The 18,156-nt window shown below is 33.2% G+C and carries 16 protein-coding genes; 13 read left to right on the top strand and 3 right to left on the bottom strand.

Going from position 1 to position 18,156, the window contains the following annotated elements; all coding sequences use genetic code 11:
- Positions 1-1,307: 1,307 nt before the first annotated feature.
- The 7 genes from P6733_RS01165 (at position 1,308) to P6733_RS01195 (ending at position 11,087) form a co-directional block, all read left to right on the top strand.
- Positions 1,308-2,396, top strand: a complete 1,089-nt coding sequence (locus P6733_RS01165; RefSeq protein ID WP_306349743.1) for a hypothetical protein — start codon at positions 1,308-1,310, stop codon at positions 2,394-2,396.
- 315 nt (positions 2,397-2,711) lie between these two features.
- The gene (locus P6733_RS01170) at positions 2,712-3,770 is read left to right on the top strand and encodes a hypothetical protein (RefSeq protein WP_306349744.1); all 1,059 of its coding nucleotides are present in this window, start codon (positions 2,712-2,714) and stop codon (positions 3,768-3,770) included.
- A gap of 84 nt (positions 3,771-3,854) precedes the next feature.
- Positions 3,855-6,272: an autotransporter outer membrane beta-barrel domain-containing protein gene (locus P6733_RS01175; RefSeq protein ID WP_306349745.1), complete on the top strand. Its 2,418-nt coding sequence runs from the start codon at positions 3,855-3,857 to the stop codon at positions 6,270-6,272.
- A gap of 160 nt (positions 6,273-6,432) precedes the next feature.
- Positions 6,433-7,650 (top strand): gliding motility-associated C-terminal domain-containing protein, encoded by a 1,218-nt coding sequence (locus tag P6733_RS01180; protein ID WP_306349746.1) that lies wholly within the window; start codon positions 6,433-6,435, stop codon positions 7,648-7,650.
- A gap of 87 nt (positions 7,651-7,737) precedes the next feature.
- On the top strand, positions 7,738-8,664 hold the full coding sequence (locus P6733_RS01185; RefSeq protein ID WP_306349747.1) for a PorP/SprF family type IX secretion system membrane protein: 927 nt from the start codon (positions 7,738-7,740) through the stop codon (positions 8,662-8,664).
- 19 nt (positions 8,665-8,683) lie between these two features.
- Complete coding sequence (locus P6733_RS01190; RefSeq protein WP_306349748.1) at positions 8,684-10,621, top strand: OmpA family protein; 1,938 nt, start codon at positions 8,684-8,686, stop codon at positions 10,619-10,621.
- 106 nt (positions 10,622-10,727) lie between these two features.
- Positions 10,728-11,087 carry a hypothetical protein gene (locus tag P6733_RS01195; protein ID WP_306349749.1) on the top strand — a complete coding sequence of 120 codons (360 nt, stop codon included), beginning with the start codon at positions 10,728-10,730 and terminating at the stop codon, positions 11,085-11,087.
- Positions 11,088-11,725: 638 nt separating this feature from the next.
- On the opposite strand, the gene P6733_RS01200 is transcribed toward P6733_RS01195, so the two are convergent.
- Positions 11,726-12,190: an SRPBCC family protein gene (locus P6733_RS01200; RefSeq protein ID WP_306349750.1), complete on the bottom strand. Its 465-nt coding sequence runs from the start codon at positions 12,188-12,190 to the stop codon at positions 11,726-11,728.
- A 71-nt stretch (positions 12,191-12,261) separates the two neighbouring features.
- On the opposite strand from P6733_RS01200, the gene P6733_RS01205 reads away from it, so the two are divergent.
- Together P6733_RS01205 and P6733_RS01210 are read left to right on the top strand one after the other, a co-directional pair.
- Positions 12,262-12,840: a Crp/Fnr family transcriptional regulator gene (locus tag P6733_RS01205; RefSeq protein ID WP_306349751.1), complete on the top strand. Its 579-nt coding sequence runs from the start codon at positions 12,262-12,264 to the stop codon at positions 12,838-12,840.
- Between the two features lie 75 nt (positions 12,841-12,915).
- Positions 12,916-13,350 (top strand): carboxymuconolactone decarboxylase family protein, encoded by a 435-nt coding sequence (locus P6733_RS01210; protein WP_306349752.1) that lies wholly within the window; start codon positions 12,916-12,918, stop codon positions 13,348-13,350.
- Between the two features lie 51 nt (positions 13,351-13,401).
- On the opposite strand, the gene P6733_RS01215 is transcribed toward P6733_RS01210, so the two are convergent.
- On the bottom strand, positions 13,402-13,818 hold the full coding sequence (locus tag P6733_RS01215) for a DoxX family protein (RefSeq protein ID WP_306349753.1): 417 nt from the start codon (positions 13,816-13,818) through the stop codon (positions 13,402-13,404).
- Positions 13,819-13,991: 173 nt separating this feature from the next.
- On the opposite strand from P6733_RS01215, the gene P6733_RS01220 reads away from it, so the two are divergent.
- Entirely contained in the window at positions 13,992-14,936 is a 945-nt protein-coding gene (locus P6733_RS01220) for a helix-turn-helix domain-containing protein (protein ID WP_306349754.1), read from the top strand.
- Here P6733_RS01220 and P6733_RS01225 read toward each other — a convergent pair whose 3' ends face one another.
- On the bottom strand, positions 14,937-15,494 hold the full coding sequence (locus P6733_RS01225) for a hypothetical protein (protein WP_306349755.1): 558 nt from the start codon (positions 15,492-15,494) through the stop codon (positions 14,937-14,939).
- Between the two features lie 332 nt (positions 15,495-15,826).
- On the opposite strand from P6733_RS01225, the gene P6733_RS01230 reads away from it, so the two are divergent.
- The 3 genes from P6733_RS01230 to P6733_RS01240 all read left to right on the top strand — a co-directional run bounded on the left by P6733_RS01230 (position 15,827) and on the right by P6733_RS01240 (position 18,156).
- Positions 15,827-16,714, top strand: coding sequence for a DUF4421 domain-containing protein (locus P6733_RS01230; protein WP_306349756.1), 888 nt, complete (start codon positions 15,827-15,829; stop codon positions 16,712-16,714).
- Between the two features lie 47 nt (positions 16,715-16,761).
- On the top strand, positions 16,762-17,754 hold the full coding sequence (locus P6733_RS01235; protein ID WP_306349757.1) for a DUF4421 family protein: 993 nt from the start codon (positions 16,762-16,764) through the stop codon (positions 17,752-17,754).
- 87 nt (positions 17,755-17,841) lie between these two features.
- Positions 17,842-18,156, top strand: a complete 315-nt coding sequence (locus P6733_RS01240; protein WP_306349758.1) for an Mpo1-like protein — start codon at positions 17,842-17,844, stop codon at positions 18,154-18,156.

The raw sequence follows: 18,156 nt of genomic DNA on the forward strand, positions 1-18,156 counted from the left end.
TCTTTTGCTCTAAAAAAAATATCAATGTAGACGTGAAAAATTCACTGGATGTATCATCCCGAAAAACAATATAAATTGATTCAACAACTCAAAATATTGAATGAGCATTTGGTTGAATTGTTTTGTTGGTTTTTGAGACTTTACTTTTTTGGAACTCTATAAACTGGATCATTCTTAAAGTTGCATTTAGAAGAATATGATTAGAAGATAAAACCCAAATTGATAAAACAGTTTTTATTTGTTAAAGTGCTAAAAATACGTTTTTACAATGTTACTAGTAGTAGGTAAAGTTTAATACAGTTGATAGTGTAGTGATCATAATTTTCATTTTAATTAAGGGTTTTGTTAGACTTTTCAGATTGAGGAAATTTTAATGCTAAAATTGTTGGGGGGAGGGGGAGAGAAATCATACGGAGGAGGTTTATTGTATGATATGGATAGAAAATTATTAACACACGTTTAGTGGGCAGAGTTTTCTGTTTAAAAAATGTTAATATTAATGATGTAAGAGTCATTTAAAGCATAATTTAATAAGATTAATACCCTATAGGTTTTATAGTCTATTACGTGAGGCAAAATATATAAATAAGGAATATGTTGTTATCTAAATTACTGTAATCCTTTCTTTTGCGGTGCAAATGTAAAACTGTTAAAGGAATTAAGCAATACATAAATGATTATAAAATTATAAATATTCGCTTTTTGTGAACATATCACAAAATAGTCAGTATGTGTGTTATTATTTGATAAATTTATTGTTTTTGTAAGAAACAAAACACTTTTTTTGAGTAAATATCCTTAATGTATTAAATATATAGTAAATAGTTAACTATTTATGTGGGTTTTTATAAGAACTTCTGTTTTTAAAATCCTATCCCAACCATTTTCAGTCATTATTTACTTTATCTACAGTATTCAAAATGACATTATACCTTCACTATTGATATCAATTATAGCTATAAAAGAGGCTACTTTTTTGATTCTGATTACGCGTTAAAAAAAATAAAAAATATATTCATTCCATACTAATTTTAGTTAAAAAGGGCTTTTTTAGTAGCACTATATCGTTTTCGTTACCCCATTTTTCTTGAAAATTTTCACAAAATCACTCACAAATAATATACTTGTACACAATACACTTTATTTAAAATCCTGATTATCAGTTTGTTGAAATTATTTTTTAATGTAAGTAGTATTGTGAGGTTCATTTTTAAAAAGCAAATGAGCTTTATATGAATTTTACTCCGAGTAAAAATAACATCATTAAAGTTTCTTATGAGTAATAAAAATGAATTAAAATGGTAAGTATGAACAAAAAATTATTTTCATTGTGCTTAATGTTTGGTGGATTATCCACCTATGCACAAGTAGGGGTGGGAACACCTCTACCAGACAGTAGAGCTCAATTAGATGTAGTTGCATCAGATAGAGGGGTACTTATTCCTAGGGTGCAATTAAAGAGTATTAAGAGAATGGACCCTATTACAAACAATGGCTCACTCCCGAATAGTCTTTTAGTATTCAATGAGGCAACCGCTGGAGTAGCTCCAGAAAATGTAATTCCAGGATACTACTATTGGTATGATAACAGATGGAATCGAGTATTAATTTCTGGAGAGGTAGCGTCTTCGGCCTCAGGAGGAGGAAATGTAGTATACAATCCGATAACAAATCTGTTTACCTATATTAATAGTAGTGGGAATCCGCAAGAAATTAGTTTTCACGATATCGTAGTAGCCAACGAAACCTTAACCACTTTGGTTAATAATGGTAGTGGTACTTATGTATATACTAGTGAAAACAATACTGCGACAACTATAGATGTAGTAGGAGATGTTGTAAGTAATATTTCAACAATTTTGAATAACCCAAGTTTTGTAACAGAACTTACTCAGGTTATAAAAAATAATGAAACGCTAACATCTTTAGCGTATGACCCAACAGCGAATGCTTTAATCTACACCGATGAAAACGGTGTTGCAAATCCATTGAATTTGGTTGATGTAGTGGGGAACTCAGAAACACTGACTTCACTAACATATAATTTGACTGCAAATGCATTAACGTATACAGATGAAAATGGTCTGGCTACTGTAATCAATTTACATAGCTCAGTGGATGGAGAACCACAAATAATAACAACATTAGTGAATAATGGTAGTGGAACTTACACATATAATACCGTTACTACAATCGATGTTGCTGGAGATGTTGTAAATAATGCGACAACGATTTTAAACAATCCAGCTTATTTAACTGAGCTTACAAACATTATCAAAAACAATCAAACGTTAACTTCTTTAGTATATAATCAAGGTGCAAATACGTTGACCTATAAAGATGAGAAAGAAGAATCTCATGTTTTGAATTTGGTTGATTTAATTGGCAATGCATAAAGCTTAACAAGTTTAGTATACAATGCGGCAGCAAATTCCTTAACCTATAAGGATGAAAAAGGCGAATCTACTGTAATTAGTTTACTAGATTTAGCAGGAGAGCCACAGAAAGTTACCACTTTAGTTAATAACAGTAACGGTACTTATACCTATACAAGTGAGGACGATACAGTTACTACAATTGATATAGCGGGAGAAGTTGTAAATAATGCAACAACGATTTTAAACAATCCAGCCTATTTATCAGAGCTTACGAATATCATTAAAAACAATCAAACACTAACTTCATTAGTATACAATCAAGGCGCAAATACCTTGACGTATAAAGATGAGAAAGGCGAATCACATACCTTAAACTTAGTTGATTTAATTGGTAATGCAGAAAGCTTAACAAGTTTAGTATACAATACAACTGCAAATTCCTTAACGTATAAGGATGAAAATGGTTTGGCTACAGTAATCAATTTAAATAGTTCAGTAGCAGGAGAACCAGAAACAATCACAACATTGGCTAACAATGGGAATGGTACCTATACGTATACAAGCGAAAACAATACAGTTACGACAATCGATGTAGCAGGAGAAGTTGTGAATCATGCTACAACTATTTTAACTAATCCGACTTATTTGACGGAGTTAACAAATGTCATCAAAAACAATGAGACGTTAACGAAGTTAGTATACGATCCTTCAGGTAATACGCTAACGTATACAGATGAAAAAAACATGTCAAATACAATTAATTTATTGGACCTAGTAGATAAAGCAGAGACTTTAACAAAACTAGAGATCAATGAAGAAGCAGGGACATTAGATTATAAAGATGAAAAAGAAGTAGTTCATACTTTGGATTTAGGAGCAGTAATCAAAGAACCTTGGAATAGTTCAACAACACATGTTGGAGCTACATCAAATACAGAAAACATTTACACACAAGGATGGGTAGGAATTGGATTTAAAAAACCATCAGATGCATCCAATGAAATGTTACGTGTTAATGGAGCAATTTCAACAGTGAATACCTATTATGCAGATTATGTATTTGAAGACTATTATGAAGGTTTTTCTGAAATTAAAGAAACTTATAAATTTAAAAAACTAGCGGAAGTGGACGAATACATCAAGACAAATAAACACTTACCAGGAATTACTCCAATCAATGAATTAGAAAAAACAAATGAAGGATACTCGTTTAACGTTTCGGAATTATCGATTCAGTTACTAGAGAAAACTGAAGAGTTGTATCTACACATCATTGAACAAGATAAAGAACTTGCAGCTAAGAATAAAGCAGTAGAATTATTGCAAGAAGCTACAAAATCAATGAGTATACGTTTGGAAAAATTAGAAAAATTAATGCTAGAAAAAAAATAAGTAGGTTAAGTGGTTTGCATTGAGCCATATCCTATTCTGGAGCAATGCAAACCACATTTTTAATTCTTAACAAAATAAAAAATCATGAAACAAATATATCAAATGCAAAAAATTGTCTTGGCAATAGTATTTAGTCTCTTGACTTGTTGCGGGGTTTTTGCACAATCAAAAAGCACGAAAATAAAAGATGGAACAGTAAGTTCAGGACCATCTCACGCTAAGCCGGGTGCTATTTTTGAACTAGAAAGTAATAACAAAGGAATGTTAATGTCGCGATTAACAAAAGCACAACGTGATGCAATACCAGCGGAGAATTTAACCAATGGATTATTAATTTTTAATACTACATCAGGTTGTTTTGATTATTGGACAGCACCACAAGATGCTTGGATGAGTATTTGTGGATCTGCCCCTCCGGCTACAATTTCGATTTCTTCAACACAATGTTCGGGAATGGTTGAAGGCGGAACATATATGCAAGGTAGACCATTAAATTTATCAAATTATTTTACAATACCGATTACGGTAACCCAACCAGGATCATATACAATTTCAGCGACAACAACCAATGGATATTATTTTGGTGCTACTGGTGCTTTCCCAAATGCGGGATCCTACACTTTAAATTTACAAGGAGCAGGTACACCAAATAGTGGATATTTGGACGGTGAAATAGGAGATGAAATTACAGTTACTTTGAATGGGATGGAAAGCCCATGTAAACCACACCTTTTTGTAGAAAAAGGAAGCATAGATTATATCGTGAATTGTGGAGAATTACACCCACAAGGAAGTTACTATATTGGAATTCCATTAGCAACGAGCAACAAATTATCAATTACAGTTAATGCACTAAGCACAGGTTACTGGAGCATCAATACGAATGCTGTAAATGGATATTCTTTTAGTGGTTCAGGAGAATTTACAACGACTGGATTACAAACAATAGAAGTTTATGGAACAGGAACACCAATCGCATCAGGAGTAAATACTTTTACTTTAACGTCTAACGCATTAACATCTGGAGGAGGAACATGCTATAGCATTCCTGTTAAAGTAGAAGCTATTAGCTATGCAATGGATTGTGTAACGGCAACTCAACAAGGTGATTATACAATAAATGTCGGGTTATCACCAAATAACACAATTACATTACCAGTGAATGTAGTAGCAACCGGAGAAACAACAATAACTACAGAGGTTGTAAATGGAATTTCGTTTACATCAGGACCAGTATTATTTACAGCATTAGGTCAGCAAATGGTAACCTTGGTTGGTTCTGGAATGCCAACAGCATCAGGTGTAACATCACTTAAAGTAACAGGTACACCAGGAGCAGTCACTACATGTATGGTAGATGTAAATATCGAAGGAGAAAATGTAGCCTACTATATGAATTGTGGAAGTATTACTATAGAAGGTAATTACGCACCAGGTGTTGGAATGGACAATTCGAATACGATAACAGTTCCGGTTAATGTTGTAGCGATTGGAGATTACACAATTACATCCAATGCTGTAAATGGAGTTATATTCTCAGCAACAGGAAGATTCAATTCTACAGGAAACCAGAATGTTGTATTACATGCATCAGGAGTCCCTACAGGAGCAGGATCTCATGTATATACAATTTCATCAAATAGCACAATAAGTAGTGGTACTTGTACTACAAAAGCAATAATTTTCGTATTCCGTAAAATAAAACTACTTGGACTTGGAAAAGGAGTTTTCCAACCAGGATCAGCGTCAGGATATGATACTGCCCGTGGATTAATAACTTCACCAAACAACTTTGGTACAAACGGAACGGTTGCAGTAGAGGGAGTTACGATAATCGATGGTGGATTTAATCAAGGTCTAGCCTTGAGAGATTTAATCAATACGAACAATATTGATATCATTGTACTTGGATACAGCTATGAACCAGACCCAATTTCAAGAGGTATCTTAAATGACTTCGTGAAAAACAAAAAAGGAGTACTGATTCATGGTCAAGAAGGAGATGATGAAGGAACAGCAGAACTTTTAAATACAATTTGTGGATCATATACTGTAGTAATTGAATTACCAGGAATATTAGGTTCATCAGAATATTACCTGAATCCGATTGCGCATTTAGAAGATCCAGTTATCAATGGTCCTTTTGGTGACTTGAAAGGAAAAATGATGGGAAGTGATGGTAGAAGACCTTATTTCGTAAAAGGTTTACCTGCAAATACAATAGCTTTAGCGGTGAATAAATACAATCCGACTTTAGTAATTGCATTCAAACACAAAACATTAGGGTATTTCTATACAGGAAATGCAGGATGGATTGCTGGAAATGAGTCAAATTCCGACAACAATGTTTATCCAGCTAAGATGGCATCAGATAGAACACCAATGCCAAAACCATATTATGAATCAACTGAAGTACATAATAGTGCTATGTATGCCAATACAATGGCTTGGGCAATTAAATATGTACAACAGAATACAGTATCAACTTATTTAGTTCCTTAATTAAGCATGATATAAAAAAGCACCTCTCTTATGAGAGCTCATAATTGAGGTGTTTTTTACTTCATAATCAAGTAATTACAACGCTTACGTTCGCGAAGCAGCATTCATGTTATAATAAAAAGTGACTACAGTTAAGGATAACAGTTAAAAAAATTAAGTTATGACCAAAATGTACATAAGTGCAATTGTTTTATCATTACTTGTAATGGATAAACTTGCCGCACAAACAGTAAATACAGGAGAATTAGTAGTCCTGACTGGGACCCAGTTTTCTACCGTATCCGACTTTAATAATAAACCCACAGGAGATTTTGTAAATGATGGAAAATTCCTTGTATATGCCAATTATAATAATGACGGATTAGTAACCTATACTCCCGCAATAGTTACAGGACTAACCCATTTTAAAGGACTTTCAGGCGCTCAAACCATTTCGGGTTCTGCATGGAGTGATTTCCATAATATACAATTTGAAAATGCGACAACGCAACCCGCTTTTTTATTATCTGGAGACATTAAAGTAAGAGGTAATTCCAATTTCAATTCTGGAATCGTTGCCAATGATGATTTAGGAGGAGCCTTTGTTTTTGAATCTAATGCTACCCACGAAAACACGAATAACGACAGTTACGTAGACGGAATAGTAGAACGCAAAGGGAAAAATCAATTTCAGTTCCCTATAGGATCAGCTAATTTTTTCAGACCCTTGGCAATTGGTCAAACCAATTTGGCGAATAATGTGTTTAAAAGTAGATACCTATTGGAAAACTCAAATACACTTTACCCACACCATCAAAAATATTTGCTAATCAACTTGATTGATGATGCTGAGTATTGGGAATTAAAAAGTAATCAGACTACGGTAAATGTGCCTTTAACCTTAACCTGGAATTCCGACACAACACCTATTGCAATTACTGCTGGTGATGCACAAAGCTCTATTGCGATTGTACGATGGGATGTTAATGAATCAAAGTGGAAATATTATTCTACAGCAATCGATTTGAATCAGCAAACTGCTACAGCCTTAGTCGATAAAGATGGGATTTTTACTTTAGGACGAATAAAAGTAGCCAGTGTTCTTCCTAGTGATATTGTAGTTTACAATGCCGTATCACCAAATGGAGATGGACTGAATGACTATTTCCACATCAGTGGACTAGAATCTGCGCCAGATAATTCATTAATGATTTTCAATAGATGGGGAAACCAAGTATATGAAACCAAAGGATATGGAGTAAATGGAAACTGGTTTAGAGGAATAGCCGAAGGAAAAGGAGAAAAACAACTCCCTTCAGGAACCTATTTCTATGTTCTTAAATATAAAATGGCAGATGGAACCGACAAAGATAAAGTAGGCTATCTATACATTGACTAAATAAAAAAGTAAACAAAAAGCACTTTCTTTTTTCAGAATTTCAGAATAAAAATTTTTAAAAATCATAAAGCAAAAAAAGATAAAAAGATGAAAAAAATATTAATTGCACTATTATTTGTTTGCTACGCACAATCGTATGGCCAGCAAGATGTGCAATACACTCAGTATATGTATAATACGATCAATGTGAATCCCGCCTATGCAGGATCACGGGAAGTAATGAGTATTTTTGGAATGCACCGTACCCAATGGGTCGGATTAGATGGAGCGCCAGTAACAAACACAGCCTCCATACACGCACCGTTAAATGATACAAAAATTGGATTAGGACTATCCATAATCAGTGACCGAATTGGACCCTCAAGAGAAAATGATATATCAGTAGATTTTTCGTATACACTAGACCTTGAAAACGATTTTAAACTAGCCTTTGGATTAAAAGCTACAGCAAATCTATTCAGTATCGATTATACAAAATTGAATATCTATACTCCAACAGATACTCGATTCCAGTACAATATCAACAATAAGTTTTCTCCAAATATAGGAGCAGGAGTATACCTATACTCTGAAAATTCGTATATCGGATTCTCAATCCCGAATATGTTGGAAACCAAACATTATGATAAAAAATCTGGACAAGATGCAGCCAGTTATGTTTCAACAGATCGATTACATTATTACCTTATAGCAGGTCATGTTTTTGATGTTAATGATGAGTTCAAATTCAAACCAACATTATTAACGAAAATGGTACAAGGTGCCCCACTGCAAGTAGATTTATCTGCTAACGTTTTATTTCAGGAAAAATTCTCTGCGGGTGTTGCTTACCGCTGGAATGCTGCAATGAGTGCGATGGTAGGGTACCAAGTATCAGACTCGTGGTTCATAGGATATTCATATGATGCCGAATCAACAAAGCTAGCCAATTATAATTCCGGATCACATGAACTGTTCCTACGATTTGAGCTTTTTGAGAACTACGATAGAATCGTTTCACCACGCTATTTCTAATTATTAAAAACGAATTCTTATGACAACTAAAATACTCTTTTTTTTACTGCTTGGTATCACGACTGCCTATGCTCAGGAAGGAGAAATTAAATCGGCAGATAAAAAGTATGAGCAATTTGCTTACATCGATGCCATAAAGACCTATGAACGAGTAGCAGAAAAAGGGTATAAATCAGTCGATTTGTTCCAGAAATTAGGAAATGCATACTATTTTAATAGTGAATTAGACAAAGCCGAAAAATGGTATACCGCTCTTTTTGCCCTAAATCAGTCCATACCTGTTGAATATTATTACCGCTATGCTCAAAGTTTAAAACGAGTAGGAGAATATAAAAAAGCAGATGAAATTATGAATCAATTTTTACAGAAATCATCATTAGATATTCGAGCACAATTATACAATCAACAAAAAGATTACCTCAAAGTAATTCAGGAAAACTCTGGAAGATATACAATTAAAGAAGCCGGAATTAATTCCGAATACTCAGACTATGGTGCCAGTATAACCGGTAACCAACTTGTTTTTACATCATCCAGAGACATTGCCGGATTATTTAGAAAAACAGACAAATGGAATAACCAGTTCTTTACGAATTTGTATAGTTCCAAAATAAATACAGACGGAAGTTTAAATAAACCGGAAAAATTTCAGGGAGAGGTAACAACAAAATACCATGAATCCACTCCAGTTTTCACAAAAGATGGGATGACAATGTACTTTACCCGAAATAATTATTTGCATAGAAAGAAGCAGAAAAGTAAAGACAAAACAGTGCTTTTAAAGATATATAAAGCAGTTCTGAAAGATAATCAATGGACAGAAGTTATAGAATTACCGTTTAATTCGAATGAATACAGTACAGCTCATCCCGCTTTAAGTTCAGATGAAAAAATGTTGTATTTCGCTTCAAATATGCCCGGGACAAAAGGAGAGTCAGATTTATTTCGTGTGAAGATTTTTGCGAATGGAAATTATGGAAAACCAGAAAATTTAGGAGATAAAATTAATACAGAGGGAAAAGAAACATTTCCTTTTCTTTCTGCAGATGATGAACTCTATTTTGCATCCGACGGTCATCCAGGATTAGGAGGATTAGATGTTTTTGTTTCACCATTGGAAAAAGACGATACCTATCAAAAAGTATTTAATGTAGGACAACCAATCAATAGTAATAGTGATGATTTTGCTTTCTTAATTGATAGTAAATCCAAAAATGGTTTCTTCTCCACAAATAGAGCAGGAACAATTGGGTACGATGATATCTATAAACTACATGAAAAGCAACCCTTACATTTTAAATGTGAACAATTAATCAGCGGAATAATTACCGATGTGGATTCCAAAGAACAATTAGAAGGAGCACAAGTAGTATTATACGATGCCAATTTTAATAAAATTATTGAAACGGTAACTGATGAAAGAGGGGAATTTGCTTTTGAAGCAGAATGTGAATACAATTACTACATAAGAGTTTTAAGTAAAGAATATGAAACGAAAGAAGTAAATGTTGTTACGCCTAAACTATCTGGAGAAACAATGGTAAATATCCAATTGGATAAGAAAATCAAATCGGTAACTATGGGAGACGATCTTGCTAAAATCTTTGGAATTAAGATTATCTATTTTGATTTCAATAAATCGGACATCAGATCAGATGCGGCATTGGATTTAGAAAAGATAATTACAGTCATGAAAGAATATCCAAAAATGAAAATTGATATCCGTTCCCACACCGATAGTAGAGCGAGCACTCGATACAATGAACGATTATCCGATAAGCGAGCAAAATCGACTATGGCTTATATGATTAAGAATGGAGTTGATAAAAATCAACTTACTGCCAAAGGATATGGAGAATCTCAACTGGTAAATGATTGCAGTGATACTGTAGATTGTACAGAAGAACAACATCAAGCGAATAGACGAAGTGAGTTTATTATTACAGCGATGGAATAAAACATAAGTGTAGAAAGATTCAGGTGAAAATAAAGTAACCTGAGTTTTTACTACAGTACAAATGAAGTTTGGATTACAAAAATAAAGAGTACAAAACCGAAAGATTGTGGAGAATACAATATTAGTGCATGATACCAGTCGCTTCTTTTACCGTCATTTTAAAAGAGAATATTCGACGTATTCATTCGAATATTTTTCAGGAGAGGAAGATCACCAAAAGGAATATTTCGAACAATTTAAATTAATGATTTTTATTATGGGAAGCCCAATTGAAATGATTGATTTTTTTAAAATATACAATAAAAATATACCTATAATTTTTTGCTGTCCTTTTGAAAAACATTTTTTCCTGAGAAAGCAAGAAATGGAATTAATAGGGGAGAATATCAAATTAGTAGATGTTTCAGGAACCAAAATAGAGCTTAAAAAACAATTAAAGCCCTATTTCGAAACATGTAATGATTAATAGTAAGATAGAGTTTTTTGAGTTAGTTTTTTTTTTTGATAGCTGCAATCACCTACCACGTTAGCACATTTGATTAGGATGCTAACGTGTAGGATTGTAGTTCACGATATGAAAAGAGAAACGCTAAATTCTTGTCTTGAAAAAATAGAATAAAACCAAGTTTTAGGAAGTTACTTGGTTGGTGAATGCTACAGTTTCTATTGCATTGATTTTGACATCAGATTGATGCGTAGAACTGTAGTAATTCATTTTAAAGGTTATTAGAAAATAAAATTTAAGAAAGTTTGTGAGTGCTACAGTTCCTATTACGTAGGTTTATTCAAATGCCAGGCCAATGTGTAGGACTGTAGTGGCTCATAACAAAAATATAATGTTGTTCATTTTTGAGAGTTGTGAACGCTGTAGTTCCATGGCGTTAGTTTCTAAAACTAACGCTTAGGGATGCAGTATAGTAAAAGTAGTTTCATTTAAAATTAAAGGCCAAGAGCCACAAAATCAAAATAATTATGGAGTTTTTCTTGACAGTAGTGAATACAGTAATCTGTATTTTAGGGATTATCTATCTTTTTTATATGCTAGAAATATATAAAGGTAAACGCAATAAAAAATAAGTTGGTTTAGGTAACCCCCGCATAAATTTATAACCCTTGCGGAAATCGATCCCCTACTAAATTCAGCTCAATACCATGTTCTAAATAAGCTTTTAACCCAGCTAGAACTAGAGTGAAGCCTTCAGTAGAATTTCGAACTTCAGTTACAATCTCTTCCGTATTTCCTTTAAAACCACTGTTTAAGACACTCACGAAGGTTTTGGAATTACCCAAGGATTTGAAGTTCCATTCTACGGAGGCTTTTTCTTTTGAATTTGCCCATTCAATAAGGATTGTTTCATTTGGAACAATCGATTTGACGGTTAATGCAGTAGAGTGATTGTACATTTCCCAAGTCCATATAATTTCTTTTCCCTCCTCTAATTTTCCAGTGCTTTTGGTAAACCAAAAATGAGTGGTAATCTCAGGATTAATAAATGCTTCAAATACCTCATCGATTGGTTTTCGAATGAGCATAGCAGCTTCGGCAGTAAAGTTGTTTTGTGAAGACATAGTAATCGTTTTATAAGTAATATAAAAATAAACAATAAAAAGTTAGCTTTGTGATATACTAAACTTATAAAATGAAAGCACCTGTAAATCTTGCAACCCATATCCAGAAGTTTGTAGTACTGAATGAAGAAGAAATTCAGCAGGTACAAACCTTTTTTGCGGCAGTACAGGTAAAGAAAAAAGAATACATCTTAGAAGAAGGAACAATCTGTAAAAACAATTACTTTGTTGAAAAAGGATGCTTGCGGATGTTTTTCAGAAATGAGAAAGGAGTAGAGCAAACAACCCAATTTGCCATTGAAAACTGGTGGATTTCTGACTATATGAGTTTCACGATGCAAAGTCCGGCAACCTTCAGTATACAAGCAGTAGAACATTCGGAGATTATATCAATTAGTATAGAAAAACTAGAAGAAATGTTTCTACAAGTTCCAAAAATGGAACGCTATTTTAGAGCAGTCTATCAGAAAACAACTGCGGCCAATCAAATCCGGATGAAATACCTGTATGAATTTTCCCGAGAAGAACAATACCGACATTTCAGTACCAGCTTCCCAGAATTTATCCAACGGATACCTCAATACATGCTAGCGTCCTATCTCGGATTTACACCAGAATATTTGAGTGAAATACGAAAAAAACAACCCTAATTTGATTTCTTAAACCAGTTTAAGTTTTCAGATATTCTTAATTACGACCTTTGATAAACACTAAAAGAAGTAATCATGAGTAATAGAATCAACATTGCGGAAACAGATGCAGAAGCTTATAAAGCTATGCTTGGACTTGAGAAATATTTGTCAACGACTCAATTGACATCAACCCACAAAGAGCTTATAAAAATAAGAGCCTCTCAGATTAATGGTTGTGCTTTTTGCATTAATATGCATACAAAAGACGCTCGTAAATATGGAGAAACAGAACAACGTATTTATTTATTAAATGCATGGCGTGAAACCACACTATTTACCAAAGAAGAAGAAGCGATATTAGCCCTGACAGAAGAAGTTACATTGATTAACCAACACGTTTCGGATGCGACCTATAAAGCAGCTGCAACTCTATTTGATGAAAAATATTTAGCTCAGATTATTATGGCTATTGTTGTTATTAATGCTTGGAATCGAATTGCAATCACAACACAACTACCTGTCGAATAATAAGTGATCATTATACAAACAAAAACACACTCCTCGGAGTGTGTTTCTTATTTAAGCCCTTTTCTTCTTTGCCTTTTTATCGGCTTTCCATTCATCAATACTGTAAGGGCCCGAACCAAAATAAGCAATCATTAATGCACCACCTATAATACTCATGTTTTTCATAAAGGTGAGCGATTCAAGTTGATGCAACATCGGATCATCAATTTTCCAGAAACTGTTAATAATCAAACTAACAGGAATCAGGAAAATGATAACGATCCAAGCACCCCATTTAGCCATGAAACCAAACAAGATACTGAGTGTTCCAACGAGTTGTAGTATTCCGGCAAAAGGAATCAGTATAAAAGCGAGAGGGACGCCCTTAATTTCTGCCTGATACACATAATCCGATGAAAACATGACTATAGAGGAATACATGAAAATTAAGCTGAATAAAATCCGGCCGATTAGTGGTATATATTTCATAATGTAATGTTTTTGGTAAATGCAAATGAATTACAATTTGTAATCCATTTACATTGGTGATGTTCTATAAAATTAAGATTTTATCATCGGAAAATGATGGTCACATTCGTGCCTATTTTGGTTGAAAAAAGGCTTTAAATGTTAAAGAATAGCCTTTTAATAAAATATAAGAATTGAATAATGATTATATTTATAGGATTGAAAATAAAGCAAACTTGAATACAGATACGATAAAGGAACATACTATAAGGGAAATGGTCAATGTGTTAGGTGATTCGCCACAATCGGAGCAATTACACGTATACATCGATCAGAAAGGAACAAGTGAAATACCTTTTGCTTACCCTTTCCGTTCTAATAATTATTCGGTGCTTTTAATTCTTTCTGGAACCATGAAAATCCAATTGAATCTGGTGACCTATACACTGAAACCAAATGATTTGATTGTAACATTTCCAAAAACAGTACTTCATATTCTAGAAATAGAAGAACAAACACAAATGATAGCAGTAAGCTTTACCCTCGAGTTTGTCCATCAGAATAGTTTTAGAAGAAATGAAATAAATGCCTTTGATTTTTTTACCTCCAAATTTGCTTCAAAACTCCATCTTAACAATAAAGAACTAGTAAACATTGTTGCCTTATCACAGGTATTAATGGAGAAAAACTTGAACAGAAATCCATCATTATTTGGTAATGAAGTACTCAGTCATGCATTCAATTTACTGATGTATGAAGTAGCAGCATTATACAAGAAATACAATGCAGGAATAAAAGTTGAAATGTCCAGAAAAGAAGAATTAATGCTCTTGTTCTTTAGAATACTCGAGGAGAACTTTAAAAAGGAGCGAAGTGTACATTTTTATGCCAATGCATTATGTGTAACAACGGGACATTTGACGAAAGTATTAAAAGAAATTTCTGGAAAAACAGCAGGACATTTAATTGATGATGCGGTTATTCTGGAAGCTCGGTTATTACTTTCCAATCCCTCTTTAACCATAGCTCAGATTGCCGATGAATTACAATTTAGCGATCAATCCAGTTTTGGTAAATTCTTCAAAAAACACACAGGATATTCACCCTCCGAATACCGAAAAAAAGAAATAGCACTCTGATTATTTTTTCTTCAAAAGCATAAGATAATAAATCTTATTTCCTTCAAAATTGGGATTACTCGTATTTGAAATTAAAAGATCAGGAGCCACTTTGTTTTGATTAAAATGGCCAACCAAAGAAATAATCTCGGGAGTAGGCATTTTGGTTTTAAGGAATATAGAATCTTTGAGTTGAGCAGGACCAAAATAATCTGTGAATTCTTTAAAACGAAGTTGAGAGCTATAGAATCTCGGTATAGTAATAGTAATCATATCCGATTGCTGAGTGTCGAAGGTAAGGTTAACACCCACTAAGAACAACGAATCCGATTGCGATTGATTTTCATGATAAACTTGAAGAGGTAAATATTTTGCAAAACGATTAGTCATTGCTAATAGCGAATCTTCTGTATACTTTGTAAAAGTAAGAGCATGAGCAATACTATCCGTGTAAATGATAAGCCGCTGTGAAGTAGATTTATCATGAAGTACAGATTCTAAATTCGGTTTTGGTTTTGTACACGCAAAACATACTGATAATAGTAAAATTAACCCATAATATTTACAATTTACAATCATAATTTAGTGTTTGAAAATCGATTAATAGCTACAATATAAGGATATAATTTCGGTTATTATCAAAATAATAATTGCATTAGATTTGCTATATTCGATTCAAATTTGAGATGGAGTCAAATGAGTTATAAAAGATAAACATGCAAATAGTAAAAAGAATAGACTTTCTTATAACAGTTCTATTTTGAAGGAAAAAGTTCAGCACTAAAAATCTAATAATAAATGAAAATAACGATTGAACCCGCATGCATTATTTTGCTAGTTATATACAAAATAGACAATTGAAATCGATTGTTTTTTTAGCAAAGAAAGCCTTTCTCTTTATTCTTTTTTGGATGAGCATTCCAAGTAGTTTTTCACAAATTGACACCACTTATATCGGGAAATTTAAACATGAATTTTCTGTTGAAATCTATTTGGCCAAAAAATATACCTCATTAAGGTATGATGGAAAAGATATAACAGAAAATTATTTACCCAACACACCCATAAATATTGGAATTGGGCTGTCTTGGAAAGGATTTGGATTAAGTATAAGTCATGGATTTAATTTTTTGAGAGATACAAAAAGAGGAAAAACGAGAGCCTTAGATTTACAATACCATTATTACGGACGAAAATTAGTCTTAGATTTTTTTGGACAAAACTATAAAGGACTGTATCTGGAGAATGGGAATGAGGGAAAATCCCTTGAGATATTTCCAGATGTTCAATTAGTACAAATTGGTGTATTTGGACAATATGTATTCAATGGGAATAAATTTTCATACCGAGCGGCATTTGATCAAAGTGAACGCCAGTTAAAATCTGCAGGAAGTTTATTAGTCGGAGGAGGAGTTTATTACAATAGAATTTTGATAAATGATGAAACGGATACAAAGAGATCCAGTTATCAATTTGGACCCAACGTAGGCTATGCCTATAATCAAGTAATAAGAAAAGACTTCTATGTTTCAGGATCTTTAAGCTTTGGTGTTAATGGAGGTGTAGATGAAAATAGTAGTAAATTGAATTATTACCCTAATGTTTTTGGAAGATTTTCAACAGGATATAATGCGGAATCTTGGTCGGTAAATTTCTCTTATGTAGATAATAGATTGTATATTATGTATATAGAGTCCGATCCAGTAAGTATGAGTACAGGCAAATTTCAGCTTATATTTGTCAAACGATTTGATAGTAAATCAAAGATTTTGAAACGATTGTCACGATTGACTTCGTAAGGCTAGAATTTTAGGAAAATAAAACCAAAAACAAATCTCTAATAAATATGCAGTTTTTACATAAAACACTAGGGAAGAACCCATTAATCTTTACCAAACCCATTTACCGAAATTGTAGCATGCTTATTCTTTTTTGGGTAGGAACCCAAAGTGCATTCTCGCAGATTGATACGACTTATATCGGTAAATTTGAAAATGAATACTCCTATCGCGCCTATGTAGGCCGAAGATTTACGTCATTAGCATATGAATATTCTGAAGGAGATAGAGTAGACAATTACATGCCTAATAATCCAGTAGGAGTAGGAGTAGGATTTGCTTGGAAAGGATTTGGATTAAATGTAGGATACGGATTTAACTTCTTGCGTGATCCTAAAAAAGGGAGAACCAGATCATTAGATTTACAATACCATTATTATGGTCGAAAAATGGTATTCGATTTTTTTGGACAAAACTATAGAGGGCTTTACCTGAGTAATAATGATAAAAATTCAGCAGTCAAGGTGTTCCCTGATATTAAATTGATACAATTTGGTGTTTTTGGACAATACGTTTTTAATGGGAATAAATTTTCATACCGAGCGGCATTTGATCAAAGTGAACGCCAGTTAAAATCGGCAGGAAGTTTATTAGTTGGTGGAGGTCTTTATTACAATAGTGTTCGTTCCGATGGATCCATTGAATTCAGTAAATCCGATTATCAGTTTGGACCCAATGTAGGATATGCCTATACCGCAGTGATAAGGAAACGATTTTTTGCTTCAGGATCCATTACTGTTGGAGGAAATATAAGTATTGAAGAACGACGAAGAACAAAACCAGAACTTCATCCTACCACCCTTTTCCGAGGATCTTTAGGATATAGTGCAGAAACATGGTCTGCAAATTTGGCCTATGTCAGTAACAAAGTATATGTATCCAATTCTACCAAAGAACAAATTAGTTTAGAAACCGGAACATTCCAACTCACATTTGTCAAACGATTTGATAGTAATTCTAAATTCTTAAAACGATTGTCTAATTTAACTTCAGAGGATTAGATTTTGTGTAAAAAATTGACAGTAAGTGTTTTGTGTTATGTCTAAATACTGTAATTTTATAGTAGGACAATATAAAAATGGATAGTCATGGGCGAAAAAAGATATACCACCTTAAAAGAATTTTATCCCTTTTATTTATCCGAACATCGCAATTTTACGAGTAGAGTACTGCATTTTATAGGAACAGGACTAGTTATTCTATCCTTGTTGATGGGCATTGTTTTTCTAGAATGGCGGTATTTTGTAATCATCCCTTTTTTAGGATATGGATTTGCTTGGGTAGGACATTTCTTTTTTGAAAAAAATAAACCTGCCACCTTTCAATATCCAGGCTTTAGTTTGGCGAGTGACTTTCTCTTGTTTTGGGATTTGCTAACAGGAAAACAACCGTTTAAAGTGTAG

The sequence above is a fragment of the Flavobacterium aerium genome, from assembly GCF_030766725.1.
GTDB lineage: Bacteria > Bacteroidota > Bacteroidia > Flavobacteriales > Flavobacteriaceae > Flavobacterium > Flavobacterium aerium.

Coding starts and splice junctions, on each gene's coding strand:
- P6733_RS01235 (WP_306349757.1), top strand. CDS start 16,762: ATGCAGTTTTTACATAAAACACTAGGGAAGAACCCATTAATCTTTACC.
- P6733_RS01210 (WP_306349752.1), top strand. CDS start 12,916: ATGAGTAATAGAATCAACATTGCGGAAACAGATGCAGAAGCTTATAAA.
- P6733_RS01175 (WP_306349745.1), top strand. CDS start 3,855: ATGAAACAAATATATCAAATGCAAAAAATTGTCTTGGCAATAGTATTT.
- P6733_RS01190 (WP_306349748.1), top strand. CDS start 8,684: ATGACAACTAAAATACTCTTTTTTTTACTGCTTGGTATCACGACTGCC.
- P6733_RS01240 (WP_306349758.1), top strand. CDS start 17,842: ATGGGCGAAAAAAGATATACCACCTTAAAAGAATTTTATCCCTTTTAT.
- P6733_RS01165 (WP_306349743.1), top strand. CDS start 1,308: ATGAACAAAAAATTATTTTCATTGTGCTTAATGTTTGGTGGATTATCC.
- P6733_RS01200 (WP_306349750.1), bottom strand. CDS start 12,190: ATGTCTTCACAAAACAACTTTACTGCCGAAGCTGCTATGCTCATTCGA.
- P6733_RS01180 (WP_306349746.1), top strand. CDS start 6,433: ATGACCAAAATGTACATAAGTGCAATTGTTTTATCATTACTTGTAATG.
- P6733_RS01230 (WP_306349756.1), top strand. CDS start 15,827: ATGAGCATTCCAAGTAGTTTTTCACAAATTGACACCACTTATATCGGG.
- P6733_RS01225 (WP_306349755.1), bottom strand. CDS start 15,494: ATGATTGTAAATTGTAAATATTATGGGTTAATTTTACTATTATCAGTA.
- P6733_RS01215 (WP_306349753.1), bottom strand. CDS start 13,818: ATGAAATATATACCACTAATCGGCCGGATTTTATTCAGCTTAATTTTC.
- P6733_RS01205 (WP_306349751.1), top strand. CDS start 12,262: ATGAAAGCACCTGTAAATCTTGCAACCCATATCCAGAAGTTTGTAGTA.
- P6733_RS01185 (WP_306349747.1), top strand. CDS start 7,738: ATGAAAAAAATATTAATTGCACTATTATTTGTTTGCTACGCACAATCG.